We start from the raw sequence: 25,267 nt of genomic DNA, 5'->3' as shown, positions 1-25,267 counted from the left end.
CGCACAGGGAGGCGGTCGAGGTCGAACAGCCGCCCGAATATGGCCTGTTGAGCCCGATACGCCGTCCGCCCACCGGACACGGGACCGGTGGGCGGACGGGCCGGTGGCTACTTCGCGAGCGCGCGGCTGATCACCATGCGCTGGATCTCGCTGGTGCCCTCGAAGATGGTGTAGATGGCGGCGTCGCGGTGCATCCGCTCGACCGGGTACTCGCGGGTGTAGCCGTTGCCGCCGAGGATCTGGATGGCCTGGGCGGTGACGGACTTGGCGACCTCGGAGGCGTACAGCTTGGACATGGAGCCCTCGGCGGCCGTGAAGGGCTTGCCGGCGGTCGCCATCCATGAGGCGCGCCAGACGAGGAGGCGGGCGGCGTCGATCTGGGTGGCCATGTCGGCGAGCTGGAAGGCGACGCCCTGGTTCTCGATGATCGGGCGGCCGAACTGGACGCGGGTCTTCGCGTAGTCGAGGGCGACCTCGTACGCGGCGCGGGCGGTGCCGACGGCCATGGCGCCGACCGCGGGGCGGGAGGCCTCGAAGGTGGCCATGGCGGCGTTCTTCACGCGCTCACCGCCGGCCTTGGCCTTCTCGCGGGCGCGGGCGAGGCGGTCGTCCAGCTTCTCCTTGCCGCCGAGGAGGCAGTGGCCGGGGACGCGGACGTCCTCCAGGACGACCTCGGCGGTGTGGGAGGCGCGGATGCCGTGCTTCTGGAACTTCTGCCCCTGGGAGAGGCCGGGGGTGTTCGGCGGGACGATGAAGGAGGCGTGGCCCTTGGAGCCTAGCTCGGGGTCGACGACGGCGACGACGACGTGGACGTTGGCGATGCCGCCGTTGGTCGCCCAGGTCTTGGTGCCGTTGAGGACCCACTCGTCCTTGGCCTCGTCGTACACGGCCCGGGTGCGCATGGAGGCGACGTCCGAGCCGGCGTCGGGCTCGGAGGAGCAGAAGGCGGCGACCTTCACGTCGTTCGCGTCGCCGTACATCTGCGGGACCCAGGTGCCGATCTGCTCCTCGGTGCCGTTGGCGAGGACGCCGACGGCGGCGAGGCCGGTGCCGACGATGGAGAGGGCGATGCCGGCGTCGCCCCAGAAGAGCTCCTCCATCGCCATCGGGATGCCGAGGCCGGTCGGGTCGAAGAACTGCTGGGCGTAGAAGTCGAGGGAGTAGATGCCGAGCTTGGCCGCTTCCTGGATGATCGGCCAGGGAGTCTCCTCACGCTCGTCCCATTCGGCGGCCGCGGGGCGCATCACATCGGCGGCGAAGCCGTGCAGCCAGTCGCGGACCTGCTTCTGGTCCTCGTTGAGTTCGAGCGTGAACTCGCCCATGTGCCCTCCCAGCGGTACGTTACTTGCGGTAACAGCAGTGTGTTACCGGTGGGTAGAGGCTGTCAACCAGCAGCGGAGCACTTCGGCCCGGACCGCACCGGATCGCGCCCGGGTGTTACGTTGCGACAGCCTCACGGAATCGCACGGGCGGGGAGACACGCTTATGGACATCGCACACCGGACCACCGACCGGCAGACGCCCGCCGAACAGCGACGCCGCGAACTGCTGGAGGCGGCGGACCGGGTGGTGCTCCGCGACGGCCCCAAGGCGTCCATGAACGCGATCGCGGCCGAGGCCGGCATCACCAAGCCGATCCTCTACCGCCACTTCGGCGACAAGGGCGGCCTCTACCGCGCCCTCGCCACCCGGCACACGGACGCGCTCCTCGCCGCCCTGCGGGCCGCGCTCGACGCCCCCTCCGACCGGCGCCGCCGCGTCGAGTCCACCCTCGACACCTACCTCGCCTCGATCGAGGCGATGCCCCAGGTCTACCGCTTCCTCATGCACCCGGCGGAGGAGTCGCACCAGGCCGAGCAGGGCTTCGACGTCGGCCGCCACTCCGCCCCGCTGCTGCGCCGCATGGGCGAGGAGCTCGGCCAGGTCATCGCCGAGCGCGTCGACCTCGGCCCCGCAGCCGAGGCCCAGGCCCGCATCTGGGGCCACGGCATCGTCGGCATGATGCACGCCGCCGGCGACTGGTGGCTCGGCGAGCGCCCCTGCTCCCGCGCCGAGCTCGTCCAAAGCCTCGCCGACCTGCTCTGGGGCCGCCTGGCCGAGGCCGACGACCGCCCGGACGGCCCGGGGTTCTAGGGGGTGTCCGGCTTGACCGGCAGAACCCCCCCTAGCCCTCCAGCACGGACGCCTTGTCGCCCCACGGCTGCTTGCGGATCGTGCGGAGCAGGCGTGACTTGCGCCACCCCGTGACGTGGTCGGCGTAGACCCCGCCGTCGAGGTGGTCGGTCTCGTGCTGGAGGCAGCGGGCGAAGAATCCGGTGCCCTCGATCCGTACCGGGGTGCCGTCCAGGCGTACGCCCTCGACCACCGCACGGTCGTACCGGGGCGTCGGCGCTTCGAGACCCGGCAGCGAGAGACAGCCCTCCGGGCCGCGGAACACGTCACCGTCCGCCTCGACGAGCCGCGGGTTCACCACATGGCCGAGGTGACGGATCTCCTCGTCGTCCGGGCAGTCGTACACGAAGACCCGCAGGCCCACGCCGACCTGGTTCGCCGCCAGGCCCACGCCGTGCGCCGCGTACATCGTGGCGAACATGTCCTCGACGAGCCGGGCCAGTTCGGGTCCGAAGTCGGTGACGGGCGCGCAGGGAGTGTGCAGCACGGGGTCGCCGAGCAGGGTCATCGCTCGGACGAGGCCGGAACTGCCGGGGATGGGCCGGTTTCGCATGGCCGTAAGGGTACGGTCCCTGTGACCTCCCGGTTTCGGGCGGGCGCTCGACGGTGCCGCTGTTCGGGCTGCTGGCCGGATCTCGATAGGCTGAGCCCGGACCGACGCAAGGAGGAACAAGAACGATGTCAGGACACCCCGGTAATCCAGAGCCGCTGTCGCCGCGCGCCAAGCTGGCCGTGACGGCGGGCAGGGCCGCGGCCGCGGTGTCGCGTGCGGCGGGACGCGGCAGCGGATCGGTGATCGGCGGCAAGGTGGCGCTGAAGCTCGACCCCGATCTCCTCGGCCGGCTCGCGCAGCATCTGGACGTCGTCCTGGTGTCGGCGACCAACGGCAAGACGACCACGACCCGGCTGATCGCGGAGGCCCTGCGCGCCGCCGGCCCCGTCGTCTCGAACGCCCTCGGCGCCAACATGCCCGCCGGCATCACCTCGGCGCTCGCCGGTGGCTCGGACTCCAAGTACGGCGTCATCGAGGTCGACGAGAAGTACCTCGCCGGCGTCGCCCGGGACACCACGCCCAAGGTGATCGCGCTGCTCAACCTCTCGCGCGACCAGCTCGACCGCGCCGCCGAGACCCGCATGCTCGCCGAGAAGTGGCGCGAGGGCCTCAACGGCACCAAGGCCGTGGTCGTCGCCAACGCCGACGACCCGCTGATCGTGTGGGCCGCCTCCTCCTCGCCGAACGTGGTGTGGGTCGCCGCCGGCCAGGAGTGGAAGGACGACGCCTGGTCCTGCCCCGCCTGCGGCGGTGTGATGCAGCGCCCGGGCGACGACTGGTTCTGCGGCGAGTGCGGCTTCCGCCGTCCCGCGCCGAGCTGGGCGCTCAGCGGCGACCACGTGCTCGACCCGCACGGTTCGGCCTGGCCGATCCGCCTCCAGCTGCCCGGCCGCGCCAACAAGGCGAACGCCGCCACGTCGGCCGCCGTCGCCGCCGTCTTCGGCGTGCCGCCGCAGGTCGCCCTTGAGCGGATGTACCAGGTGCAGGCCGTCGCCGGACGCTACGACGTGGTCTCCTTCCAGGGCCGCGACCTGCGTCTGCTGCTCGCGAAGAACCCGGCCGGCTGGCTCGAAACGTTTTCCCTCATCGACGGGCCGCCCGCCCCGGTGATCCTCTCCGTCAACGCGCGCGGCGCCGACGGCACGGACACCTCCTGGCTGTGGGACGTGGACTACGGCCGGCTCGCCGGCCACCCGATCATGGTGATCGGTGACCGCAGGCTCGACCTGGCGGTCCGGCTTGAGGTCGCGGGTGTCGACTTCCGCGTCTGCGAGACGCTGGACGAGGCCGTCACGATGGCCCCGCCCGGGCAGATCGAGCTGATCGCCAACTACACCGCGTTCCAGGACGTCCGCCGCCGCGTCGGCAACTGACCCGAAGAGGACTTGCAGCATGAGTGACAGCAGCCTGCGCCTGGTCTGGGTCTACCCGGACCTGCTCAGCACCTACGGCGACCAGGGCAACGTCCTCGTCGTCCAGCGCCGTGCCGAACAGCGCGGTCTCCACGTCGAGCGCGTCGACGTCCGCAGCGACCAGCCGATCCCGACCTCGGGCGACATCTACCTGATCGGCGGCGGCGAGGACCGTCCGCAGCGGCTCGCGGCCGAGCGGCTGCTCCGCGACGGCGGCCTGTCCCGGGCCGCGTCCAACGGCGCGATCATCTTCTCGGTCTGCGCCGGGTACCAGATCCTGGGCCACGAGTTCATCAACGACGTCGGCGAGCGCCAGCCGGGCCTCGGCCTGCTCGACGTCACCACGACCCGCGGCGAGGGCGCCCGCTGCGTCGGCGACGTCCTCGCGGACATCGACCCGCGCCTGAACCTGCCCCAGCTGACGGGCTTCGAGAACCACCAGGGCATCACCCACCTCGGCCCGACGGCCCGCCCGTTCGCCCGCACCGTCTTCGGCAACGGCAACGGCACGGGCGACGGCACCGAGGGCGCGTACAACGACACCGTCTTCGGTACGTACATGCACGGTCCCGTCATGGCGCGCAACCCGCAGATCGCGGACCTGCTCCTGAAGCTGGCCCTCGACGTCAACGCGCTGCCGCCGACCGACGACCGGTGGTACGAGGCGCTGCGCGCCGAGCGCATCGCGGCGGCGACGCAGCCCGCCTGAGTCAGCACGGGAACCGCCCTTGGTCCCTCGTACGAAAGTACGTTGTCCACTGTGCGGACATCCGGTTCGGCCCCGCCACCCTGCGGCGATAGGGTGGCGGGGATCCAGCCGGACGACGTGGTCCGGGAGTCGGCCCACGTTGCAAAGGTTTTTGGGCTATGCGCATTGGCGTGCTCACCTCCGGCGGAGACTGCCCCGGTCTGAACGCTGTCATCCGTTCCGTCGTGCACCGCGCCGTCGTCGACCACGGCGACGAGGTCATCGGCTTCCACGACGGGTGGAGGGGCCTCCTGGACTGCGACTACCGGAAGCTCGACCTCGACGCGGTCGGCGGCATCCTGGCCCGGGGCGGCACCATCCTCGGTTCCTCGCGGGTCCAGCCCGCGCACCTGGTCGACGGCGTCGAGCGCGCCAAGGGCCACGTCGCGGACCTGGGGCTCGACGCGATCATCCCGATCGGCGGCGAGGGCACCCTGAAGGCGGCGAACCTGCTCTCCGAGGCCGGTCTCCCGATCGTCGGCGTCCCGAAGACCATCGACAACGACATCGCCTCCACCGACGTCACCTTCGGCTTCGACACGGCCGTCACGGTGGCGACCGAGGCCCTCGACCGGCTGAAGACCACCGCCGAGTCGCACCAGCGGGTCCTGGTCGTCGAGGTCATGGGCCGTCACACCGGGTGGATAGCGCTGCACTCCGGCATGGCCGCCGGCGCGCACGCCGTGGTCGTGCCCGAGCGCCCCTTCGACATCGACGAGCTGACCGCCCGGGTCGGCGAGCGCTTCGAGGCCGGCAAGCGGTTCGCGATCGTCGTCGTAGCCGAGGGCGCGAAGCCCGCCGAGGGCTCGATGGACTTCAAGACCGCCGGCACCGACATCTACGGCCACGAGCGCTTCACCGGCATCGCCAACCAGCTCTCCGTGGAGCTGGAGCGGCGCCTCGGCAAGGAGGCCCGCCCGGTGATCCTCGGCCACGTCCAGCGCGGCGGCACCCCCACCGCGTACGACCGCGTCCTCGCGACCCGCTTCGGCTGGCACGCGGTCGAGGCCGCCCACCGCGGCGAGTTCGGCATGCTGACCGCGCTGCGCGGCACCGAGATCACGATGGTGCCGCTGGCCCAGGCCGTGGAGACCCTCAAGACGGTCCCGGCCGACCGCTACGCCGAGGCCGAGTGCGTGCTCTGACGGACACCGCCGCCTGACACCCGCCCCCGGTCGCGATCGCGACCGGGGGCGGTTCTAGTCTGGTGCGGACAACAAGCGCGAAACGGGCTCCAGGAGTACACACGATGGATCACAGCGGGCACGGCATGACCACGGATCTGCCGCCGTTCACGCTGGGACGGGGCCTTGAGTTCTCTCCCGACCTCTTCTTCCTGACCGGCTGCCTCGTGGCACTCGGTCTGTACGGGTGGGGTGTGGCGCGGCTGCGGCGGCGCGGGGACGCGTGGCCGGTGAGCCGGACCGTGTTCTTCGTCATCGGCGTGCTGTCCGTCGGCCTGATGATGTGCACCAAGCTCAACGACTACGGCATGGTCATGTTCAGCGTGCACATGGTGCAGCACATGGTGATCTCCATGCTGTCGCCGATCCTGCTGCTGCTCGGCGCTCCCGTGACGCTGGCGCTGCGGGCGCTCCCGGTGGCCGCCCGGGGTTCGCTGGGGCCGCGCGAGCTGCTCCTGAAGCTGCTGCACAGCCGGTACATGAAGGTGATCACGCACCCGGCGTTCACCATCTCGATGTTCATCGCGAGCCTGTACGGGCTGTACTTCTCGCCGCTCTTCGACTCCCTGATGGGGTCGAAGGCCGGGCACATCGGGATGATGGTGCACTTCCTGATGGTGGGCCTGGTCTTCTTCTGGCCGATCATGGGCGTCGACCCGGGGCCGCACCGGCCGGGTTACGTGATGCGGATGCTGGAGCTGTTCGCGGGCATGCCGTTCCACGCCTTCTTCGGCATCGCGATGATGATGGCGACGCAGCCGCTGGTCGACGCGTACAAGAACCCGCCGGCCTCGCTCGGGATCGACGCGCTCGCCGACCAGAACGCGGCGGGCGGCATCGCCTGGGCGTTCAGCGAGATCCCGTCGGTGATCGTGCTGATCGCGCTGGTCTACCAGTGGTACCACTCCGAGCAGCGCCAGGCCGTGCGCAAGGACCGCGCCGCCGACCGCGACGGCGACAAGGAGCTGGCGGCGTACAACGCGTACCTCGCCTCGCTCCGGAGCCGCTGACACCGGCTCCCCCGCTCCCCCACTCCCCCGCCCCCCAGGACCCTTCCGGGCCCGGCGCCGACTCCGGCACCGGGCCCGGTTCGCGTTCCGGCGCGGAACCGGCGCACGCCGGAGCGTCCAGGGAGTAGCGCGCGCCCCTGTCGCGGGGTCACGATGGGCTGGACGGCTTCCGCGACCTCGCTCGGGAGGAGGGCGGACTGATGTCCGGTCCCACGAAGACGATGGCGGTGCTCACCTGCGCGGCCCTGGTGCTCACGACGGCCTACACGGTGGCGCTCGGCAGCAGTGGCTGGCTCTGGTTCGGCCTGGTGGTGCTGCTCATCGCGACGATCGGCATGGCGGCGGCCGACAGCTCGGTCCCGGCCTCGCCCCGCCCCCGTCCACCGCGCCACACCGGCCCTTCGCAGCCCTGAGCCGGGCCCGCTGCGACACCGGCCCTTCGCAGCCCTGAGCCGGCACCGCCGCGACACCGGCTCTTCGCGGATCCGAGCCTGGCCGTTCGATTCGAGCGGGCCGGTCAGTCCGGCGCGCCCTGGGTGCGGCGGGCGTAGGCGCGGGCGGCGCGGGCGCGGTCGCCGCAGCGGACCGAGCACCAGTGCCGGCGGCCGTGGCGGAGCAGATAGCGGGTGCAGGGGGGCGAGCCGCAGGCGGTGAGGCGCTCGGCGTCGGGTCCGGTGAGCAGGTCGGCGACGTCGGCGGAGAGGACCGCGAGGGCGTGCTCGACGATCTGGGCGACGGGGTGCGCCGCCTCGCGGTACAGGCCCCGCGCCGGGTCCCACTGGAGCAGGGCGGCGGAAGGTGCGCGGGTGAGCGCCTCGTTCACGGCGGTCAGCGCCGCCGCGGGCGCCGGCTCTCCTGCGACCTGGGCGGCGAGCAGGGCGCGGATCTGTTCCCGGTGGGAGCGCAGCCGGCCGGCGCAGTAGTCCGTCATGCCGGTGTCGAGGGGGGCGAGGTCCCGGTCGACGAGCCACTGTTCGGCGGTGGCGGGGGTGGCGAGGAGGTCCAGGGGGTGGCCGTGGGGCAGCACGACCGTGCTGTTGGCGAGGTCGAGCGAGGGGTACCGCTCGGCGCCGGGCGCGGGTGCCGGAGGTTCGGTGGTCACGGACTCCTTCATGACTCTCATGTTAAGCCTTGCGCCTATCCGTGAGAAGCATCTACGGTTCACGGATAAACGGCCCTCTATCCGTGAGGTACTGATGTCTGTCGACAGCTCCGCCGGTACGCAGTTCCCCGTCCGCGTCTTCGGCGGCCCGACCGCCCTGTTCGAGTACGGCGGCCTGCGCTTCCTGACCGACCCGACCTTCGACGCCCCCGGCGAGTACCCCGCGCCCGGCGCCTCCCTGGTCAAGACCGCTCCGCCGGCCGGCACCACCGCCGACCTGGGCCGCGTCGACGTGGTGCTGCTCTCCCACGACGAGCACCCCGACAACCTCGACACCTCGGGCCGGGCCCTGCTCGCCGACGTCCCGCTCACCCTCACCACTCCCGGCGGCGGCCGCCGCCTCGGGGAGCGGGCCAAGGGCCTGGCCGACTGGGAGTCGGTGGAGCTCGACCGGCCCGGCGGCGGCACCGTCACGGTCACCGCGGTGCCCGCGGTGCACGGCCCCGGACCGCGCGAAGTGATCGAGCCGGTCCTCGGTCAGGTCGTGGGCTTCGTCCTGACCGGCGAGGGCCTGCCCACGGTCTACGTCAGCGGTGACAACGCCTCCCTCGACGCGGTCAAGGAGGTCGCCGCGCGTTTCGCCCCGGTCGACACCGCCGTTCTCTTCGCCGGCGCCCCTCGCTTCGCCGTCCTCTTCGGTGGCGAGACGATCGTGCTCGACAGCGCCCAGGCCGCCGAGGCCGCCCTGATCCTCGGGGCCCGCCGGATCGTGCCCGTCCACTACGACAGCTGGGCCCACTTCACCGAGGGCCGCGACGAGCTGGTGGCCGCGTTCGCCGCCGCCGGTCTCGCCGACCGCCTGGACCTGGGCGAGCGCGACTGACCCGCCCGCCTCGCCCCCCCCGGGGGGGGCGGCAAGACACCCCTAGGCCTTCGGGGCGAGAACGATCCAGACCTGGCCGGGCGCGAAGGTGAGCGGGGCCCCGGTCGCGGTGGTGAAGGTGGTGCCGGAGGCGGCGGTGGGACGGGACCAGCGGGCCTCGTGGGCGCGGCCGTCGCGGAGGACGAGCGCGGTGCCGCTGCCGACGGTCTCGCTGTACGGGGAGACGGAGCCGAAGCGGTCGTGGAAGCGGGACGGCCGTATGGTGACGCGCTGGATGACGACCGTGGCCGGCTTGAGCGGTCCGGTGTCGGTGGCGCGGGCCTCGCGGCCGTCCATCGCCACCCGCCAGCCGCGGTCGGCGGCGGACCAGCTGAAGGTGTAGCGGGCCGCCGGGTAGCGGACGGTCGAGCTCGCGGTCGGGGTGCCGCCGGGCGGGGCGGGACCGAAGCGGAAGCCTATGTCCCGGGCGTCGTCGGCTCCCGGCGCGGCGGCGAGGGCGCGGGCGGGCCGCAGGTAGAGGTTGTGCGGGGCGGGCCGGTCGGCGGAGCGCCGGAAGGCCCGGGGCGTGGTGGTCTCGGTGACGAGGTCGAGAGGCGCGGCCCGCAGCAGCGGGTTCAGCGCGCTCTGGGCGCCGGAGTAGGCGAGGGCGGGCCGTCCGAAGTCGGCGAGCAGGGCGATGTCGGACTCGCGGGCGCTGCGGACGGGTCCGGTCAGCTCGGGGAGGCGGGAGGAGTAGACGGCGAGGAGCCGGGTGACGCCGCCCTCGACCTGTTCGACGTAGACGAGGTCGGCGGCGCCGAGCCCGGTGTGCGGGCGCGCGGCGGGCACGTTGTCGAGCTTGACGGCGAGCACGGGTGCGGGCCGCGCGGGCAGGCCGGTGAAGGGCGACCGGCCGGTGGGTGCCGGCGAGGTGGTCGCGGGCGCCGGAGTCGGTGAGGTGGTGGCGGGCGCGGGAGTCGGCACGGGGCTCGGCTCCGGCGGGCCCGAGTCGGAGCAGCCGTACAGCCCGGCCGCCGTCACCGCGCACAGCAGCGCGGTGAGGACGCGGCCGGGGCGCCTGGCTCCGCGCTCGCCTGTCATGTGACGCTCCCCCACCAGTGGACCACGGGCCCGCGCGCCGATACAACGTGCTTGACGGACGACGAACGGGGGTCGCGGGTGTTCTACCACCTGATGAAGCACGTACTGCTCGGGCCGCTTCTGAAGCTGCTGTTCAGGCCGAGGATCGAGGGTCTTGAGCACATCCCTGAGGAGGGCGCGGCGATCGTCGCGGGCAATCACCTCTCCTTCTCCGACCACTTCCTGATGCCGGTGGTGCTCGACCGGCGGATCACGTTCCTCGCGAAACAGGAGTACTTCACGGGCCCGGGGATCAAGGGGCGGCTGACGGCCGCCTTCTTCCGCGCGGCCGGGCAGATCCCGGTGGACCGCTCGGGCAAGGAGGCCGGGCAGGCGGCGATCCGCGAGGGGCTCGGCGTGCTGGCCAAGGGCGAGCTGCTCGGCATCTATCCGGAGGGCACCCGCTCGCACGACGGGCGGCTGTACAAGGGGAAGGTGGGGGTGGCGGTGATGGCGCTGACCGCGGGCGTGCCCGTGGTGCCCTGCGCGATGGTCGGCACCTTCGAGATCCAGCCGCCGGGGCAGGTCGTGCCGCGGATCCGCCGGGTCACCATCCGGTTCGGGGCGCCGCTGGACTTCTCCCGGTTCGCGGGTTCGGCGGACGAGCGGGCGGTGGTCCGCGCCGTGACGGACGAGATCATGTACGAGATCCTCCGCCTGTCGGGGCAGGAGTACGTCGACGACTACGCGGCGGTCGTGAAGGCCGCGGAGGCGGCGGACGGACCGGCCCCGCGAAAGTTCCCGCGCCGGGAACGCTGAGGGCGGATCCGCGCACGGCGCAATCCCTTGGGCGGCCGGTCCCGGCGCCCTTAGCGTCACGATCATGACCAAGGGAAACGCGTTCGTGCTGGGTGCGTCGGGACAGGTGGGGCGGGCGGCCGTGCGGGCCCTCGTCTCCGACGGCTGGGAGGTGACGGCCGCCTCGCGGGGCGGCGGCAGGGACGGGAGGTGGCCCGACGAGGTCCGGACCGTGCGGGTCGACCGTACCGAGGAGGGCGCGCTCGCGGCGGCGCTCGGCGACGGCTGTGACGTGCTCGTCGACATCGTCGCCTACGACGGCGCGCACGGACGGCAGCTCACCGGGCTCGCCGGCCGGATCGGTTCGGCGGTCGTGGTGTCGAGCGGCGCGGTCTACGAGGACGGGCAGGGCCGCAGTTTCGACACCCAGGACCGGCCGGACGGCTTCCCCGCCTTCCCGGTGCCGGTCGCGGAGGACTGGCGTACGGTCGCGCCCGGCGACACCACGTACAGCACGCGGAAGATCGCCCTGGAGCGGGAGTTGCTCGCGGCGGGCGACGAACTGCCGGCGACGCTGCTGCGGGCGGGCGCGATCCACGGGCCGTACTGCCCGGGCCCGCGCGAGCTGTGGTTCGTGAAGCGGGCGCTCGACGGACGTCCGGTGCGCCCGCTCTCGTACGGCGGTACCTCGCGTTTCCACCCGGCGCACGTCGACAACCTGGCGGAGCTGGTCCGGCTCGCGGCGGCGCGGCCGGGCAGCCGCGTCCTGAACGGCGCCGACCCGGAGGCGCCGACGGTGGCGGAGATCGGGGCCGCGATCGACGCGGTGATGGGGGTGGAGAGCGAGACGGTGCTGATCGAGGGCGCGCCGCCGGAGGACCTGGTGGGGCTCACCCCGTGGACCGCCGAGCACCCCGTCGTCTACGACATGACGGCGGCCGAGCGGGAGTTGGGTTACCGGCCGGTGGTGTCGTACGCCGACTCGCTGCCGGAGACGGTCGCGTGGCTCACCGATCACCTCGCGGACCGGGACTGGCGTGAGGCCTTCCCCGGTCTCGCGAAGTACGGCGTGGACTTCTTCGACTACGCGGCGGAGGACGCCTGGCTGGCCTCCTCGGGCCGCTAGGCCCGGACCAGACCCGGACCCGGACCCGGACCCGTACGACGGGAGGGGCGGCCTTGCAAAAGGCCGCCCCTCCCTCATTCCGCCGTGCCGGGTGTTACGGCTGCGGGGTGGCGTGCGGGGCGCAGGTCTGGTCCGTGGCGTCCAGCTCACCGGTCAGCAGGTAGGCCTCGACCTTGGGGTTGAGGCACGGGTTGACCAGGCCGGTGATGCCGTGCGAGCCGGCGTCCTTCTCCGTGATCAGACGCGAGCCCTTGAAGCGCTTGTGCAGCTCGACGGCGCCCTCGTACGGGGTGGCGGCGTCACGCTCCGACTGGGTGATGAGCACGGGCGGCAGGCCCTTGCCCGTCTTGACCTGGACCGGGCGCTGGCTCGGGGCCTTCCAGGTCGCGCACGGCAGGTTCATCCAGGCGTTGGCCCAGGTCATGAACGGGTACTGCTCGTGCAGGCGGGAGTTGTCCCGGTCCCACTTCTTCCAGCTGGTCGGCCAGGGGGCGTCGGCGCACTCCACCGCGGTGTAGACGGCGTTGCCGTTCTCCGAGGCGATGTTGCCGGCGGTGTCCGTGAGGTCCGCGGCGGCGTTGTCGATCAGCGGCTGCGGGTCGCCGGCGGCGTAGGCACTCCAGGCCTCGGCAACCGGGGCCCACATGGAGTCGTAGTACGGGGCGTTCTGGAAGAAGCCGATGAGCTCGGCCGGGCCGACCTTGCCGCCGAGGGGCGCCTTCTTGGCGTCGGCGCGCAGCGTGTTCCACTGCTGCCGGACCTCTTCGAGGGTGTCGCCGAGGTGGTAGGTGGCGTCGTGCTGGGCGACCCAGGTCATCCAGTCCGTCAGCCGGCCCTCGAAGGCGATGTCCTGGCCGAGGTTGGCCTCGTACCAGATGGAGCGGGTCGACGGGTTCACGACGCTGTCCAGGACCATGCGGCGGACGTGGCTCGGGAACAGGGTGCCGTAGACCGCGCCGAGGTAGGTGCCGTACGAGACGCCGACGAAGTTCAGCTTCTTCTCGCCGAGGGCGGCGCGGATGACGTCGAGGTCGCGCGCGGTGTTGGGCGTGGTCATGAAGGGCAGCATGTCGCCGCTCTTCTCGGCGCAGCCCTTGGCGTACTCGGCGGCGAGCTTGCGCTGCGCCTGCTTGTCGGCCTCGCTGTCCGGGACCGGGTCGGGCTTGGGGCCCTTGACGAACTCGGTCGGGTCGACGCAGGAGATGGGGGCCGAGTGGCCGACACCGCGCGGGTCGAAGCCCACGAAGTCGTAGGCCTTGGCGGCGCCCGCCCAGATCTTGTTCTTGGTGGTGACCCGGCGCGGGAAGCGCATGCCGGAGCCGCCGGGGCCGCCCGGGTTGTAGAGCAGGGCGCCCTGGCGCTCGGCGGGTGTGCCGGTGGCGTTGATGCGGTCGACCGCGATCTTGATCGTCTTGCCGTTGGGCTTGGCGTAGTCGACCGGGACGGTGACCCAACCGCACTGGATCGGCTTCTCCAGGCCCCAGTCGGCGGGGCAGTCCTGCCAGTCGATGCCCGTCTGGGCGGCGCGGGCCGCGGCGACGGCGACGCCGATCGACTCCGCGTCACGCAGCTGCCGGCTGTCGGCGTTCGCCACCGGGGCGGCGATGGCGCCCGCGACGAGCGTGCCCGCTATCAGCGTGCCGGCAGAGCCGAGCATGGCTGTACGTCTCAATGGTCCTCCCCCAGGGTGGGCGCCACCCCCGTGGCGGCGCCTCGTATCGGGTTGTCCGGTGGATCCTTTCGTCCCTGGGGCACACGATGAAAGACCGAACGTGTGTTTCTTTGCCGAACCAATAACCGGAGAGGTGTGTACCGCTGAGCGGAGAGGTGTCGGTGCCGGTCAGAAGGGGGCGAGCTCTTCCAGGGCTGCGTCGAGCGCCCGGCGGAGCGCGAGGGCGTCCGGGGCGACGGCCGTGGCCAGGACGGCGGGCCCGGCGAGCGGGGCGACGACGGCGTACTCCCCGAGCAGGCGCGGCTCCACCGGCTTCACCGCGAACTCCGGGTCGACGACGAGGAGTTGCCCGGTGGCCCGGTGGTCGCCGAGCACCGCGCCGCCGTCCCAGCCGCCGGGGGCGCCCGGCCCGAAGGCCAGTTCCTGGTCGAGCAGCGGCCGTCCCGCCCGGCGGACGGTCAGCCGGGTGACGAGCGTGCCGGGCGGTTCGCCGTGCCGGCCGAGGACCTGTTCCTCGCGCAGCACGAGCCGGGCCGTGGGGGCGAGTTCGACGGTCGTCCGCATCCGGAGGTCCGAGCCGCCGACGGAGACCACCTGCTCGGGCAGCCAGCGCAGCACGCCCTCCTCGCCGACGGAGATCCGGACGTCGTACCCGGCGGGCTCGCCGCTCCGGCCCGGCAGGGCGAGGGTGGCGGCGGCCGCGTCGACGAGGAGACTGGCCCCGTCCCGCACCTCCGTCTCGATCGCGAGACGGTCGCCGCCGAGCGGAGCGCTCATCGCCCCGACGACGGTGACCCGGGTGTACGGCCCCGCCGACCGGGTGCGGCGCAGGGCGAGGGGGCCGTCACCGACCAGGAGCGGCAGGCCGCCGTCGGCGGTGGCGGCGATCCGCGCGGTGGCGCTCAGGCTCACGCGGTCCATTCCCCGAGTCGCGCCTTTACCCAGTCGGCGACGGGGCCGACGCCGTTCTCGGCGCGCAGCGAGGTGAAGGCGACGGGCAGTTCGCCGCGCTGCTCCTTCGCGTCGCGGGCCATCCGCTCCAGGTCCGAGCCGACGTGGGGGGCGAGGTCGGTCTTGTTGATCACGAGGAGGTCGGCGGTGGTGACGCCGGGGCCGCCCTTGCGCGGGATGTCGTCGCCGCCGGCCACGTCGATCACGAAGATCTGGGCGTCGACGAGGCCCTTCGAGAAGGTGGCGGTGAGGTTGTCGCCGCCGGACTCGACCAGGATCAGGTCGAGCGGTCCGACCGTGTCCTCCAGCTCCTCGACCGCTTCGAGGTTGGCGGAGATGTCGTCCCGGATCGCCGTGTGCGGGCAGGCGCCGGTCTCCACGGCCTGGATCCGCTCGGGCGGCAGGACCGCGTTGCGGAGCAGGAACTCGGCGTCCTCGCGGGTGTAGATGTCGTTGGTGACGACGGCGAGGGAGAGGGTGTCGCGCAGCTCCCGGCAGAGCGCGGCGACCGTCGCCGTCTTCCCGGAGCCCACCGGGCCGCCGAGCCCGATCCGCAGGGCGCGGCGGCTGCCGTCGGGTCGGTGCGCGTCGGCGGAGACGGCGCCGTGATGGGTGTGGCCGTGGTCGAGGTGCATGGGGCGGCTCCTGGTCGGGGTGCTGGACGTGACGGGGGCGGGGCTCAGGACGCGAAGAGGCGGACGGGCCAGGCGGCGTGCTGTTCGGCGGTGAGGTCGAGCAGCGGCGCGGAGGCGGCGGGCAGCGCGTCGACGCCCAGCCGGGCGGCGGCGGCCGCGCGCTCGGCGACGCGGTCCATCTCGGGTGTGAGGCGGGCCAGGACGGCGGTGGCCTGGTAGGGGTCGAGGCCCAGGAGGCGCACGACGGCGGTCGCGGGACCGCCGACCGTCTCGTACGCGACGCAGTGCGCGGCGTCCTCCGGGCCGAGTCCGGCGGACCGGGCGGCGACGCCGAGGACGACCGGCTGGTGGGCGCCGCGCGGGAAGTCGGCTGCCAGCGCGTCGAGTGCGGGACTCGGCCAGGTGGCGCGGGCGGCCCGCATCAGCTGGCGGCCGAGTCTGCGGGCGGCGGCCCGGAGCGCGGGCGAGGGGGTGCGGGCGTCGGCGGCGGCGTCGAGTTCACGCGGGTCGAGTCCGTGCGCGGCCCCGGCGGCGAGCGCGGCGGAGGTGAGGCCCGTGGTGTGCAGCCTGCCCCGGCAGAAGGTCTCGAGGCCGGCGGCGTCCTTGATGCGGCCGGCCTTGACGGCGGCTTCGGCGCCGCCCGAGTGGGCGTGCCCGCCGGCGGGGAACCGCCCGTCGGCGAGCACGAGGAGCGCGGAGCGTGACATGGGCGCCATCAGAAGAGGAAGTAGCGCTGGGCCATGGGCAGTTCGGCGGCGGGTGCGGGTTCGACCGCCTCGCCGTCGATGGTCACCGAGAAGGTGTCGGCGTCGACCTCGACGCGGGGCAGGGCGTCGTTCTCGCGCATGTCGGCCTTGGTGACCCGCCGGGTCGAGCGGATGGCGGTGAACTCCTTGTGCACTCCGAGTCGTCGCGGCAGGTCGTCCTCGATGGCCGCCTCGGCCACGAAGTTGACGGAGCCGGCCGCGGCCGCCTTGCCCAGCGCGCCGAACATCGGGCGGGGCAGCACCGGCTGGGGCGTCGGGATGGAGGCGTTGGCGTCGCCCATCTGCGCGTACGCGATCTGGCCGCCCTTGACGACGACGAGCGGCTTCACGCCGAAGAAGGCGGGGTCCCACAGGACGAGGTCGGCGAGTTTGCCGGGCTCGACCGAGCCGATGAGGTGGTCCATGCCCTGGGCGACGGCGGGGTTGATCGTGTACTTGGCGACGTAACGGCGGGCCCGGTGGTTGTCGGCGCGGCCGTCGCCCGGCAGGGCTCCGCGCCGCTTCTTCATGACGTGGGCGGTCTGCCAGGTCCGCATGATCACCTCGCCGATCCGGCCCATGGCCTGGGAGTCGGAGGAGATGATCGAGATGGCGCCCAGGTCGTGCAGGACGTCCTCGGCGGCGATCGTCGAGGGCCGGATGCGGGACTCCGCGAAGGCGAGGTCCTCGGGCACGGCCGGGTTGAGGTGGTGGCAGACCATCAGCATGTCGAGGTGTTCCTCGATGGTGTTGACGGTGTGCGGCCGGGTCGGGTTGGTCGAGCTGGGCAGGATGTACGGCTCGGAGACCACGGTGATGATGTCGGGCGCGTGCCCGCCGCCGGCGCCTTCGGTGTGGTACGCGTGGACCGTCCGGCCCGCGATGGCGGCGAGCGTGGAGTCGACGAAACCCGCTTCGTTCAGGGTGTCGGTGTGGATGGCGAGCTGGGCGCCGCTCTCCTCGCAGACGCTCAGACAGGCGTCGATGACGGCGGGGGTGGCGCCCCAGTCCTCGTGGATCTTGAAGCCGAGGGCGCCGCCGCGGAGCTGGGAGCGCATGGCGTCCCGCGACATCGTGTTGCCCTTGCCGAGCAGGCCGATGTTCACGGGGAAGGTGTCCAGGGCCTCGAACATCCGGGCCGTGTGCCAGGGGCCGGGCGTGATGGTGGTCGCCTTGGTGCCCTCGGCGGGTCCGGTGCCGCCGCCGACGAGGGTGGTGACGCCGGTGGCGAGGGCCTGTTCGACGACGGTCGGGGAGATGAAGTGGACGTGGGCGTCGACGGCACCGGCGGTGACGATCCGCCCGTTGCCGACGATGACCTCGGTCTCGGGCCCGATGACGAGCTCGGGATGGACGCCGTCCATCGTGTCGGGGTTGCCGGCCTTGCCGAGTGCGGTGATCCGGCCGTCCCGGATGCCGATGTCGGCCTTGACGACGCCCCAGTGGTCGATGACCACGGCGCCGGTGATCACGGTGTCCGGGGCGCCTTCGGCCCGGGTGGTCCGCGACTGCCCCATCGACTCGCGGACGACCTTGCCGCCGCCGAACACGGCCTCCTCGCCGGCGCGGCCCGGGCCGCCGCAGCGGTCCTCCTCGATCTCGACGAGCAGGTCGGTGTCGGCGAGGCGGATGCGGTCGCCGGTCGTCGGGCCGAACAGATCGGCGTACACGGCGCGGTGGAGGTCAGGCACGAGCGGCTCCGTTCCGGTTCTGGTGCGAGGGGTCCGGGTCCGACGGGTTCCGGTGGGACGGGGCCTGCTCGGACGGGGCCTGGTTCGACGGGTCCCGGTCCAGCGGGCCCGCGGTCTCGCCGCGCAGGCCGGGGACGATCCTGCGGCCCGCGATCGGGACGAGCTCGACCTCGACGGGGATGCCGGGTTCGAAGCGGACGGCGGTCCCGGCGGCGATGTGGAGACGGCGGCCGTGCGCGGCGGCGCGGTCGAACTCCAGGCCGGGGTTGACCTCGGCGAAGTGGTAGTGGGAGCCGACCTGGACGGGCCGGTCGGCGGCGTTGAGCACGGTGACGCGGGTGACGGGCCGTCCTTCGTTGAGGGCGACGGGCTCGTCCGCGTACAGGATCTCTCCGGGGATCATCGGCGGCCGCCCGTCAGACGATGGGGTCGTGGACGGTGACGAGCTTGGTGCCGTCCGGGAAGGTGGCCTCGACCTGGACGTCGTGGATCATCTCGGGGATGCCGTCCATGACCTCGTCGCGGGTGAGCACCTTGCGGCCGGAGGCCATGAGTTCGGCGACGGTCCGGCCGTCGCGGGCGCCCTCCAGGATGTGGGAGGTGAGGAGCGCGACGGCCTCGGGGTGGTTGAGGCGCAGGCCTCTGGCCCGGCGCTTCTCGGCCACGTCCGCCGCGACATGAATGAGCAGGCGTTCCTGTTCGTGCGGGCTCAGTTGCACTCTTCCACCTCACAGTCGTCGACCGGGACGGCACCCGGACAGCCGCGGACCTTACCGGGCGTCAACACTCTGTTGAGCTGCGGAGAAGCGGTCTGCGGCCGGACATTGCACGTTAGGGCGGAAGTTTTTCCGGCTCGTTAACTCCGGCTTTGCGTTTCCATGATCATCAGCTCGGATCGACGTTCATGGACATCAGACCGCGCAGTCCGTTCTCCAGGACCTCGGCCGAGACGTCTCCGAAGAGCGCCTGCTGGGCGATGAAGCCCTGGGCGGCGGCGACGAGGGTGCGGGCCACGTGGTCGGCGGGGACGTCGGCGGCGAGGATGCCGGTCTCGCGGTAGAGGGTGACGAGCCGGGTCCAGGCGGCGCGCATGCCGTCGTAGCCCTCGCCCAGGGTCTTCGCGAGCTCCTCGTTGCGCAGGGTCTCGGTCCAGACCTGGATGATCAGGCGCGCGAAGGCCTGCCGGTCGGCGCCCGCGATCCGCTCCTCGAGGAACAGTCGGAGCACGGCCCCGAGCAGGACGTCGGGAGTGGGCGGCGGGGTGGCGCGGGAGGCCTCCTCGAACGCGCCGCGGATGGTGCTGAAGGCCTCGGTCGCGATGGCCGCGATCAGCTCGTCCTTGCCGCTGAAGTAGCGGTAGACCGCGCCCGCCGACAGGCCGGCCTCGGCGAGGACGTCCTGCATGGACGTGGCGTGGAAGCCGTTGCGCGCGAAGCAGCGGGCGGCGCCGTCGAGGATCTGACGGCGGCGGGCGTCGAGGTGTTCCTGCGAGACACGGGCCATGCCCGAAATCTAAAACGAATGTTCATTCTTGACAAGCTCGCCGTACGGGCGGACAGTGAGGACCCGTAAAACGAACGATCCTTCTCTTTGAATCGAGGCCGGCATGTCCTCCGCCGCCACCACCCCCGCAGCCGCCGCGTGGCGCAGAACCCTCGCCGTGCTCGTCCTGATACCGACCGTCGCCGCCCTCGTCCTGTGGGCCTTCGCCTGGCCCGCCGCCCGGGTCGCACCCCGCGACCTGCCGATCGGCGTGGCCGGACCGGCCGCCGCGGCGGGCGCCGTGGAGCGGGAGCTCGGACGGCACGAAGGCGCCTTCGAGGTCCACCGCTACGAGGACGGCGAGGCCGCGAGGGCCGCCGTCGAGAACCGCGATGTATACGGTGCCGTGGTCGTCACCCCCGGCGGTACGGAGCTGCTGACCGCCTCGGCCGCGAGCCCCGTCGTGGCCGGACTGCTCCGCGAGGCCGTCGCCGCGAAGGCCCCCGGCGGGGCTCCGGTGCAGGTCACCGACGTGGTCGCCACCCCGCCCGGTGACCCCCGGGGCGCCGTGCTCGGCGCGAGCCTGCTGCCCCTCGCCCTCGTCGGCGCGGCCGCCGGGGTCGCCACCGTCCTGCTCGGCCTGCGCGGCACCCGGGCCGTCACCGCCCTGACGGGAGCCGCGGCGTTCGCGGGCGTCGTGGGCGCGACGCTCGCCCACAGCTGGCTCGGCGCGCTCGGCGGCGACTGGTGGGCCGAGGCCGGGGTCCTCGGACTGACCGTCCTGGCGATCGGCGCCACCTTCGCGGGCCTCGCCACCCTCCTCGGCAAGCCCGGCTTCGGGCTCTCCGCCGTCCTCACGATCCTGCTCGGCAACGCCTTCTCGGGGATGTCCAGCGCACCCGAGATGCTGCCCTCCGCCATCGGCACCCTCGGCCAGTGGCTGCCCCCGGGCGCCGCGGGCTCCGCCCTCCGCTCGGTGTCCGCCTTCGACGGCGCGGCGGCCGGCGGGCCGCTCCTGGTCCTCGCCCTCTGGGCGGCGGCGGGCCTGACCGCGACCGCGCTCGGCACCCGGCGCCGCGGAGCGGCCGAGACCGTCCCGGCGCCGCCGGCGGCGGCGCCCCCGGTCGCGGTCCCCGCGGGCTGAGCGGACACCCCCGGCCCCGTACACGACAAGCCGCGGGGGGGGGAGGGGGGGGGGGGGGGGGGGGGGGGGGGGGGGGGGGGGGGGGGGGGGGGGGGGGGGGGGGGGGGGGGGGGGGGGGGGGGGGGGGGGGGGGGTGGGGGGGGGGGGGGGGGGGGGGGGGGGGGGGGGGGGGGGGCGGGGGGGGGGCAACCCCCCCCCGGGCCCCTTTTCACTCCTCCGGACCGTCCGCGATGCCGGGTTCGTCCCGATCTTCGATACTGAGGCCACTGCCGCCCCGAGGAGAGCCACGTGGCCAACCCCGTACCCCCGCGCGACCGGACCGATCAGCCCTGGCGCTCGGAGGGGGCCCCGCCACCCCCGCCGCCGAAGAAGCGCATGCCGGGGAGCTGGGGCAGCCTCATCCTCACCGCGCTCGTCGTGTACCTGCTGGCCAACATCGTGCTGTCGTTCTTCAACGAGGGCGACGGGCCGACGATCTCGTACACCGAGTTCGACAAGCAGGTCGCGGCCGGGAACGTCACGAAGATCTACTCCAAGGGCGACGCGATCCAGGGGCAGCTGAAGAACAAGCAGCCCGTCCCCGACGGCGACGGCGACTACACCAAGTTCACCACCCAGCGGCCGGCGTTCGCCGACGACGACCTGTGGGCGCAGCTGACCAAGCAGAACGTCGTGGTCACCGCCGAGCCGGTCGTCAAGGAGCGCAGCTTCCTGGCCAACCTGCTCATCTCGCTCGCCCCGATGCTGCTGCTCGTCGTGCTGTGGGTGTTCATCGCCCGGCGGATGAGCGCGGGCATGGGCGGCGCGGGCGGCATGCTCGGCCGCAAGACGCCGCCCAAGCCGGTGGAGCTGGAGGGCGGCAAGCGCACGACCTTCGCCGATGTCGCCGGCATCGACGAGGTCGAGGGCGAGCTCAACGACGTCGTCGACTTCCTCAAGAACCCGCAGGCCTACCGCGAGATGGGCGCCAAGATGCCCCGCGGTGTGCTCCTCGCGGGCCCTCCGGGCACCGGCAAGACCCTGCTGGCGCGGGCCGTGGCCGGGGAGGCCGGGGTGCCGTTCTTCTCGGCCTCCGCCTCCGAGTTCATCGAGATGATCGTGGGCGTCGGCGCCTCCCGGGTCCGCGAGCTGTTCGCCGAGGCCAGGAAGGTCGCGCCGGCGATCATCTTCATCGACGAGATCGACACCATCGGCCGGGCCCGCGGCGGCGGCTCGGGGATGGGCGGGCACGACGAGCGCGAGCAGACGCTCAACCAGATCCTCACGGAGATGGACGGCTTCACCGGTTCCGAGGGCGTGATCGTCCTCGCCGCGACCAACCGAGCCGACGTCCTCGACCCGGCGCTCACCCGGCCGGGCCGCTTCGACCGGATCGTCCACGTCAACCCGCCGGACCGGGGCGGGCGCGAGGCCATCCTCAAGATCCACACCCGGGAGATCCCGCTCGCCCAGGACGTCGACCTGGAGCACGTCGCCCGTACGACCCCGGGCATGACCGGCGCCGAACTCGCCAACCTGGCCAACGAGGCCGCGCTCCTCGCGGTCAAGCGCGAGCAGAAGGCGGTCACCCAGTCCGACCTCTCGGACGCCCTGGAGAAGGTCCAGCTGGGGGCCGAGCGGCCGCTGGTGATGCCGGTGGAGGAGCGGCGCAGGACCGCGTACCACGAGAGCGGGCACGCCCTGCTCGGCATGCTCCAGCCGGGCGCCGACCCGGTCCGCAAGATCACCATCGTGCCGCGCGGCCGGGCGCTCGGCGTCACCCTCTCGACCCCCGACGCCGACAAGTACGCCTACACCGAGGACTACCTGCGCGGCCGGATCATCGGCGCGCTCGGCGGCATGGCGGCCGAGCAGGTCGTCTTCGGCGTCATCACCACCGGTGCCGAGAGCGACCTCGAACAGGTCACCAACATCGCCCGGGGCATGGTGGGCCGCTGGGGCATGAGCGAGCGCGTCGGCCGGCTGACCGCCATTCCGTCCGACGCCCAGCAGGCGTACGGCCTCTCGGCGGCCCCCGCGACCCTCGACACCGTCGACGAGGAGATGCGCCGGATCGTCGACGAGTGCTACGAGAGCGCGGTGCGGCAGCTCCGCGAGCACCGCCACCAGCTGGACGCCCTGGCCGAGGCGCTCCTCGCCAACGAGACCCTGGAGGAGGCCGCGGCCTACCGCGCGGCGGGCATCACGCGGCTGACCAAGGACTCCTGAGACGGCGGCCCGGCGGCCCCGGTAGCCCTCCCCCGCCCCGGGCGAGGGAGGGCTACCGCACGTGGGCGACGACGTACCGGAAGACGTTCGGCATCCACACGGTGCCGTCGGCGCGGACGTGGGGCGCGAGTGCCTCCCCGATCTCCTTCTCGACCTGGGAGAGGTCGGTGGCCCGTACGGCCTCGTCGAAGGCGCCCGTCGACAGCAGTCCGCGCACCGCGCTGCCCTCGCTCGCGTACCCGAAGGGGCAGGCCACCCGGCCGGACCCGGCGGGCCTGAGACCCGCGGCGGCCACCAGTCCGTCCAGGTCCGCGCGCACCCCCGGCAGGCGGTCCGCGAGGCGGGCGGCGATCCGCAGCACCGGCTCCGTGGCGCACCGCTCGGCGGGCCCCCAGCCGCCGAGCACGACCGTCGCACCCGGTTGCGCCGAACGGGTGAGCGCCCTGAGCTCGGGAAGCGTCCCGTCCGTCGCGTGGAAGGCCGTGAACACGTCGTACGGGAGGTCCCCGGGCACGTCCTCGGTCACCGCGACGTCCTCGGGCAGCCGCTCCCTGGCGAGCTCCACGCGCGCGTGGTCCCGGTCCACGCCGGCCACCCGCGCGCCCCTCGCCGCCGCCATGAGCAGCGCGAGGCCGGAGCCGCAGCCGAGGCCGAGGACCCGGGAGCCGGCTCCCACGCCGAGGCGCTCGTACACGGTCTCGTAGAGCGGTACGAGCATGCGTTCCTGGATCTCGGCCCAGTCGCGCGCGGGGTGGTGCGGGACGAGCGTAGGTGTCATGGAAAGAGCCCCAATCCGTGCCTGGACGACAGCCCCCCGTAGTCAGGGAACTGCGCATCCCGGGCGGCGTCCAGTGCTCGCGCCGGACCGATTCGCCCGGGGGAGGGGCGGTGCGCGGTCCCGCGACCGGACCCGGTAATGTCCCTGCAACACTTCCGGGTGTTTCCGGTCCCGGGCGGGTCCCGGGTCTGACGAGCGGTTCCCGGGGGCGCGCGTACCGCGGCTACGCGCCGGGGCGTATGCGCCACTACGCACCAGGTTGACGCCCCCTGCGCGGCTTCTCCGCAGATCGGCGCACTGGACCTCGTCAGGACGCATCAACGGCAACTGACGGGTAAGTGCAAAATATTTGAGATGCCCCGGAATGGAACCCGGGGGCACTTCGGCTCGTTGTACGCGACGTGAGCACGACACCACCTGTTCTCGCCGCAGAGCTGGCACAGGCGTGGGCCGACATTCAGCGGCACCACCCCGAGCTGCCGGATCTTGCCGCGCCCGAGTCCCTGATCGGAGAGTCCTCGTCCGCCTGCGGCGCCGAACTCTCCTTCGAACGACTGCTCCACGAGGCAGTCCACGGCATCGCCGCCGCCCGGGGGGTCCGCGACACCTCCCGCGCCGGCCGCTATCACAACCGCAGATTCCTCGCGATCGCCGAGGAGATGGGCCTCGACCACCCCGAGGAGCCGCACGCCAGCAGCGGCTTCTCCCTGGTCACGCTCAACCCGGAGGCGCGCCGCCGCTACCGCCCCACCATCGAGCGGCTCCAGCGGGCCCTGAAGGCCCACACGGTCGCCACGGCCGCCGACACCAAGCGCTCCTTCCGCGGACCGGCCGCCCGGCACGGCTCCTCCGGCGGCGGCGTCCGCGTCAAGGCCGTCTGCGACTGCGGGCGGAACGTCCGGGTGGTGCCTTCGGTGCTCGCCCAGGCCCCGATCGTCTGCGGCGGCTGCGGCAAGCCCTTCCGTATCCCGGAGACGGTGGGCGCCGCCACCTGACCCGGCGGCGTGTGGCACAATGGCTAGCTGTACTCGACAGTCGCATAGGACCCCTCTCTCCTCCGGCTGACGCGTCCATCGGGCATCCGAGTACCGCAACCCCACGTGGCATCTCAAGTGCCCAACCACGTCAAGACCAGGAGACACCACTCCAGTGGCAGTCAAGATCAAGCTCAAGCGCCTCGGTAAGATCCGCCAGCCGCACTACCGCATCGTCGTCGCCGACTCGCGCACCCGCCGCGATGGTCGCGCGATCGAGGAGATCGGCCTCTACCACCCGACGTACAACCCGTCGCGTATCGAGGTCGACTCCGAGCGTGCGCAGTACTGGCTGTCCGTCGGCGCCCAGCCGACCGAGCCGGTTCTCGCCATCCTGAAGCTCACCGGCGACTGGCAGAAGCACAAGGGTCTGCCGGCCCCGGAGAAGGCCCTGCTCGTCCCGGCCACCAAGGAAGCCAAGCGCGCCTCGTTCGACGAGTTCGCGAAGGCCCTCGAGGGCGGCGACGACAAGGGTGAGGCCATCACCCCCAAGGCCAAGAAGGCCGACAAGAAGGCTGACGAGGCCGAGGCCGCGTCGACCGAGTCGACCGAGGCCTGAGCATGCTCGAGGAGGCTCTCGAGCACCTCGTGAAGGGCATCGTCGACAACCCCGACGATGTGCAGGTCGCCTCGCGCAACCTGCGTCGTGGCCGCGTGCTTGAGGTCCGGGTGCACCCCGACGACCTCGGCAAGGTGATCGGCCGCAACGGCCGCACCGCGCGTGCGCTGCGTACCGTCGTGGGCGCCATCGGCGGCCGTGGAATCCGAGTCGACCTCGTCGACGTGGACCAGGTCCGCTGAACAAGTCGGCCACATCGGTTGAATGATGTGCCGGCACGGGCCGGGGAGGGCTTTAGCCCACCCCGGCCCGTTGTCGTT

The 25,267-nt window shown here is 72.8% G+C and carries 26 protein-coding genes and 1 pseudogene; 14 read left to right on the top strand and 13 right to left on the bottom strand.

Translation table 11 applies throughout. The annotated features are described in order from the left end of the window. Positions 1 to 107: 107 nt before the first annotated feature. Positions 108 to 1,322 (bottom strand): acyl-CoA dehydrogenase family protein, encoded by a 1,215-nt coding sequence (locus ACZ7G1_RS00670; protein WP_470882286.1) that lies wholly within the window; start codon positions 1,320 to 1,322, stop codon positions 108 to 110. Between the two features lie 163 nt (positions 1,323 to 1,485). Here ACZ7G1_RS00670 and ACZ7G1_RS00665 point away from each other — a divergent pair, with 163 nt between their 5' ends. Next, on the top strand, positions 1,486 to 2,133 hold the full coding sequence (locus tag ACZ7G1_RS00665; RefSeq protein ID WP_470882287.1) for a TetR/AcrR family transcriptional regulator: 648 nt from the start codon (positions 1,486 to 1,488) through the stop codon (positions 2,131 to 2,133). Between the two features lie 31 nt (positions 2,134 to 2,164). Here the strand turns inward: ACZ7G1_RS00665 and def are convergent, their stop codons facing one another. Next, positions 2,165 to 2,725, bottom strand: coding sequence for a peptide deformylase (gene def, locus ACZ7G1_RS00660; RefSeq protein ID WP_470882288.1), 561 nt, complete (start codon positions 2,723 to 2,725; stop codon positions 2,165 to 2,167). Positions 2,726 to 2,850: 125 nt separating this feature from the next. Between def and ACZ7G1_RS00655 the strand changes: the two genes are divergently transcribed. The 5 genes from ACZ7G1_RS00655 (at position 2,851) to ACZ7G1_RS00635 (ending at position 7,492) form a co-directional block, all read left to right on the top strand. Then, positions 2,851 to 4,098, top strand: a complete 1,248-nt coding sequence (locus tag ACZ7G1_RS00655) for a MurT ligase domain-containing protein (protein ID WP_470882289.1) — start codon at positions 2,851 to 2,853, stop codon at positions 4,096 to 4,098. 19 nt (positions 4,099 to 4,117) lie between these two features. Beyond that, positions 4,118 to 4,846: a type 1 glutamine amidotransferase gene (locus ACZ7G1_RS00650; RefSeq protein ID WP_470882290.1), complete on the top strand. Its 729-nt coding sequence runs from the start codon at positions 4,118 to 4,120 to the stop codon at positions 4,844 to 4,846. A gap of 158 nt (positions 4,847 to 5,004) precedes the next feature. Then, a complete protein-coding gene (locus ACZ7G1_RS00645) occupies positions 5,005 to 6,030 on the top strand; it encodes a 6-phosphofructokinase (protein ID WP_470882291.1) in 1,026 nt (341 codons plus the stop codon). A 104-nt stretch (positions 6,031 to 6,134) separates the two neighbouring features. Next, entirely contained in the window at positions 6,135 to 7,079 is a 945-nt protein-coding gene (locus tag ACZ7G1_RS00640; RefSeq protein WP_470882292.1) for a cytochrome c oxidase assembly protein, read from the top strand. A gap of 200 nt (positions 7,080 to 7,279) precedes the next feature. After that, positions 7,280 to 7,492: a hypothetical protein gene (locus ACZ7G1_RS00635; RefSeq protein ID WP_470882311.1), complete on the top strand. Its 213-nt coding sequence runs from the start codon at positions 7,280 to 7,282 to the stop codon at positions 7,490 to 7,492. A 104-nt stretch (positions 7,493 to 7,596) separates the two neighbouring features. On the opposite strand, the gene ACZ7G1_RS00630 is transcribed toward ACZ7G1_RS00635, so the two are convergent. After that, entirely contained in the window at positions 7,597 to 8,202 is a 606-nt protein-coding gene (locus ACZ7G1_RS00630; protein WP_470882293.1) for a CGNR zinc finger domain-containing protein, read from the bottom strand. Between the two features lie 73 nt (positions 8,203 to 8,275). On the opposite strand from ACZ7G1_RS00630, the gene ACZ7G1_RS00625 reads away from it, so the two are divergent. After that, positions 8,276 to 9,064, top strand: coding sequence for an MBL fold metallo-hydrolase (locus ACZ7G1_RS00625; RefSeq protein ID WP_470882295.1), 789 nt, complete (start codon positions 8,276 to 8,278; stop codon positions 9,062 to 9,064). Between the two features lie 42 nt (positions 9,065 to 9,106). On the opposite strand, the gene ACZ7G1_RS00620 is transcribed toward ACZ7G1_RS00625, so the two are convergent. Further along, on the bottom strand, positions 9,107 to 10,144 hold the full coding sequence (locus tag ACZ7G1_RS00620) for a DUF3048 domain-containing protein (RefSeq protein ID WP_470882296.1): 1,038 nt from the start codon (positions 10,142 to 10,144) through the stop codon (positions 9,107 to 9,109). A gap of 78 nt (positions 10,145 to 10,222) precedes the next feature. Between ACZ7G1_RS00620 and ACZ7G1_RS00615 the strand changes: the two genes are divergently transcribed. Continuing rightward, complete coding sequence (locus ACZ7G1_RS00615) at positions 10,223 to 10,942, top strand: lysophospholipid acyltransferase family protein (protein WP_470882309.1); 720 nt, start codon at positions 10,223 to 10,225, stop codon at positions 10,940 to 10,942. 64 nt (positions 10,943 to 11,006) lie between these two features. After that, positions 11,007 to 12,047 (top strand): NAD-dependent epimerase/dehydratase family protein, encoded by a 1,041-nt coding sequence (locus ACZ7G1_RS00610; RefSeq protein WP_470882297.1) that lies wholly within the window; start codon positions 11,007 to 11,009, stop codon positions 12,045 to 12,047. Between the two features lie 94 nt (positions 12,048 to 12,141). Here the strand turns inward: ACZ7G1_RS00610 and ACZ7G1_RS00605 are convergent, their stop codons facing one another. From ACZ7G1_RS00605 to ACZ7G1_RS00570, 8 genes and pseudogenes are all read right to left on the bottom strand, one after another. Beyond that, entirely contained in the window at positions 12,142 to 13,704 is a 1,563-nt protein-coding gene (locus ACZ7G1_RS00605) for an alpha/beta hydrolase (RefSeq protein ID WP_470882298.1), read from the bottom strand. 183 nt (positions 13,705 to 13,887) lie between these two features. Further along, positions 13,888 to 14,631 carry an urease accessory protein UreD gene (locus ACZ7G1_RS00600; RefSeq protein ID WP_470882299.1) on the bottom strand — a complete coding sequence of 248 codons (744 nt, stop codon included), beginning with the start codon at positions 14,629 to 14,631 and terminating at the stop codon, positions 13,888 to 13,890. Continuing rightward, the gene (gene ureG / locus ACZ7G1_RS00595; protein ID WP_470882301.1) at positions 14,628 to 15,305 is read right to left on the bottom strand and encodes an urease accessory protein UreG; all 678 of its coding nucleotides are present in this window, start codon (positions 15,303 to 15,305) and stop codon (positions 14,628 to 14,630) included. Before ureG ends, ACZ7G1_RS00600 begins: the two co-directional genes overlap by 4 nt. Positions 15,306 to 15,349: 44 nt before the next feature. Further along, a complete protein-coding gene (locus ACZ7G1_RS00590; RefSeq protein WP_470882302.1) occupies positions 15,350 to 16,012 on the bottom strand; it encodes an urease accessory protein UreF in 663 nt (220 codons plus the stop codon). Positions 16,013 to 16,020: 8 nt separating this feature from the next. Then, positions 16,021 to 17,742, bottom strand: a complete 1,722-nt coding sequence (locus tag ACZ7G1_RS00585) for an urease subunit alpha (protein WP_470882304.1) — start codon at positions 17,740 to 17,742, stop codon at positions 16,021 to 16,023. A gap of 97 nt (positions 17,743 to 17,839) precedes the next feature. Continuing rightward, positions 17,840 to 18,145, bottom strand: a pseudogene (locus ACZ7G1_RS00580) (urease subunit beta); the annotation flags it as partial. A 13-nt stretch (positions 18,146 to 18,158) separates the two neighbouring features. Further along, entirely contained in the window at positions 18,159 to 18,461 is a 303-nt protein-coding gene (locus tag ACZ7G1_RS00575; RefSeq protein WP_376435000.1) for an urease subunit gamma, read from the bottom strand. Positions 18,462 to 18,627: 166 nt separating this feature from the next. After that, positions 18,628 to 19,245 carry a TetR/AcrR family transcriptional regulator gene (locus tag ACZ7G1_RS00570; protein WP_470882305.1) on the bottom strand — a complete coding sequence of 206 codons (618 nt, stop codon included), beginning with the start codon at positions 19,243 to 19,245 and terminating at the stop codon, positions 18,628 to 18,630. A 103-nt stretch (positions 19,246 to 19,348) separates the two neighbouring features. On the opposite strand from ACZ7G1_RS00570, the gene ACZ7G1_RS00565 reads away from it, so the two are divergent. Continuing rightward, positions 19,349 to 20,368, top strand: coding sequence for an ABC transporter permease (locus ACZ7G1_RS00565; RefSeq protein ID WP_470882307.1), 1,020 nt, complete (start codon positions 19,349 to 19,351; stop codon positions 20,366 to 20,368). A 288-nt stretch (positions 20,369 to 20,656) separates the two neighbouring features. After that, positions 20,657 to 22,576: an ATP-dependent zinc metalloprotease FtsH gene (gene ftsH, locus ACZ7G1_RS00560; RefSeq protein WP_470880949.1), complete on the top strand. Its 1,920-nt coding sequence runs from the start codon at positions 20,657 to 20,659 to the stop codon at positions 22,574 to 22,576. Between the two features lie 52 nt (positions 22,577 to 22,628). Here the strand turns inward: ftsH and ACZ7G1_RS00555 are convergent, their stop codons facing one another. Next, entirely contained in the window at positions 22,629 to 23,354 is a 726-nt protein-coding gene (locus tag ACZ7G1_RS00555) for a class I SAM-dependent methyltransferase (RefSeq protein WP_470880947.1), read from the bottom strand. Between the two features lie 401 nt (positions 23,355 to 23,755). Between ACZ7G1_RS00555 and ACZ7G1_RS00550 the strand changes: the two genes are divergently transcribed. The 3 genes from ACZ7G1_RS00550 (at position 23,756) to ACZ7G1_RS00540 (ending at position 25,189) form a co-directional block, all read left to right on the top strand. Continuing rightward, positions 23,756 to 24,349, top strand: a complete 594-nt coding sequence (locus tag ACZ7G1_RS00550; RefSeq protein WP_033204778.1) for a hypothetical protein — start codon at positions 23,756 to 23,758, stop codon at positions 24,347 to 24,349. 154 nt (positions 24,350 to 24,503) lie between these two features. Beyond that, positions 24,504 to 24,947: a 30S ribosomal protein S16 gene (gene rpsP, locus ACZ7G1_RS00545; protein WP_030325634.1), complete on the top strand. Its 444-nt coding sequence runs from the start codon at positions 24,504 to 24,506 to the stop codon at positions 24,945 to 24,947. A 2-nt stretch (positions 24,948 to 24,949) separates the two neighbouring features. Beyond that, on the top strand, positions 24,950 to 25,189 hold the full coding sequence (locus tag ACZ7G1_RS00540) for an RNA-binding protein (protein WP_005311361.1): 240 nt from the start codon (positions 24,950 to 24,952) through the stop codon (positions 25,187 to 25,189). The last annotated feature ends 78 nt before the right edge of the window (positions 25,190 to 25,267 follow it).

This window comes from Streptomyces sp. NPDC037273, from assembly GCF_055603625.1.
This window is presented reverse-complemented; position numbering and strand designations above follow the sequence as displayed.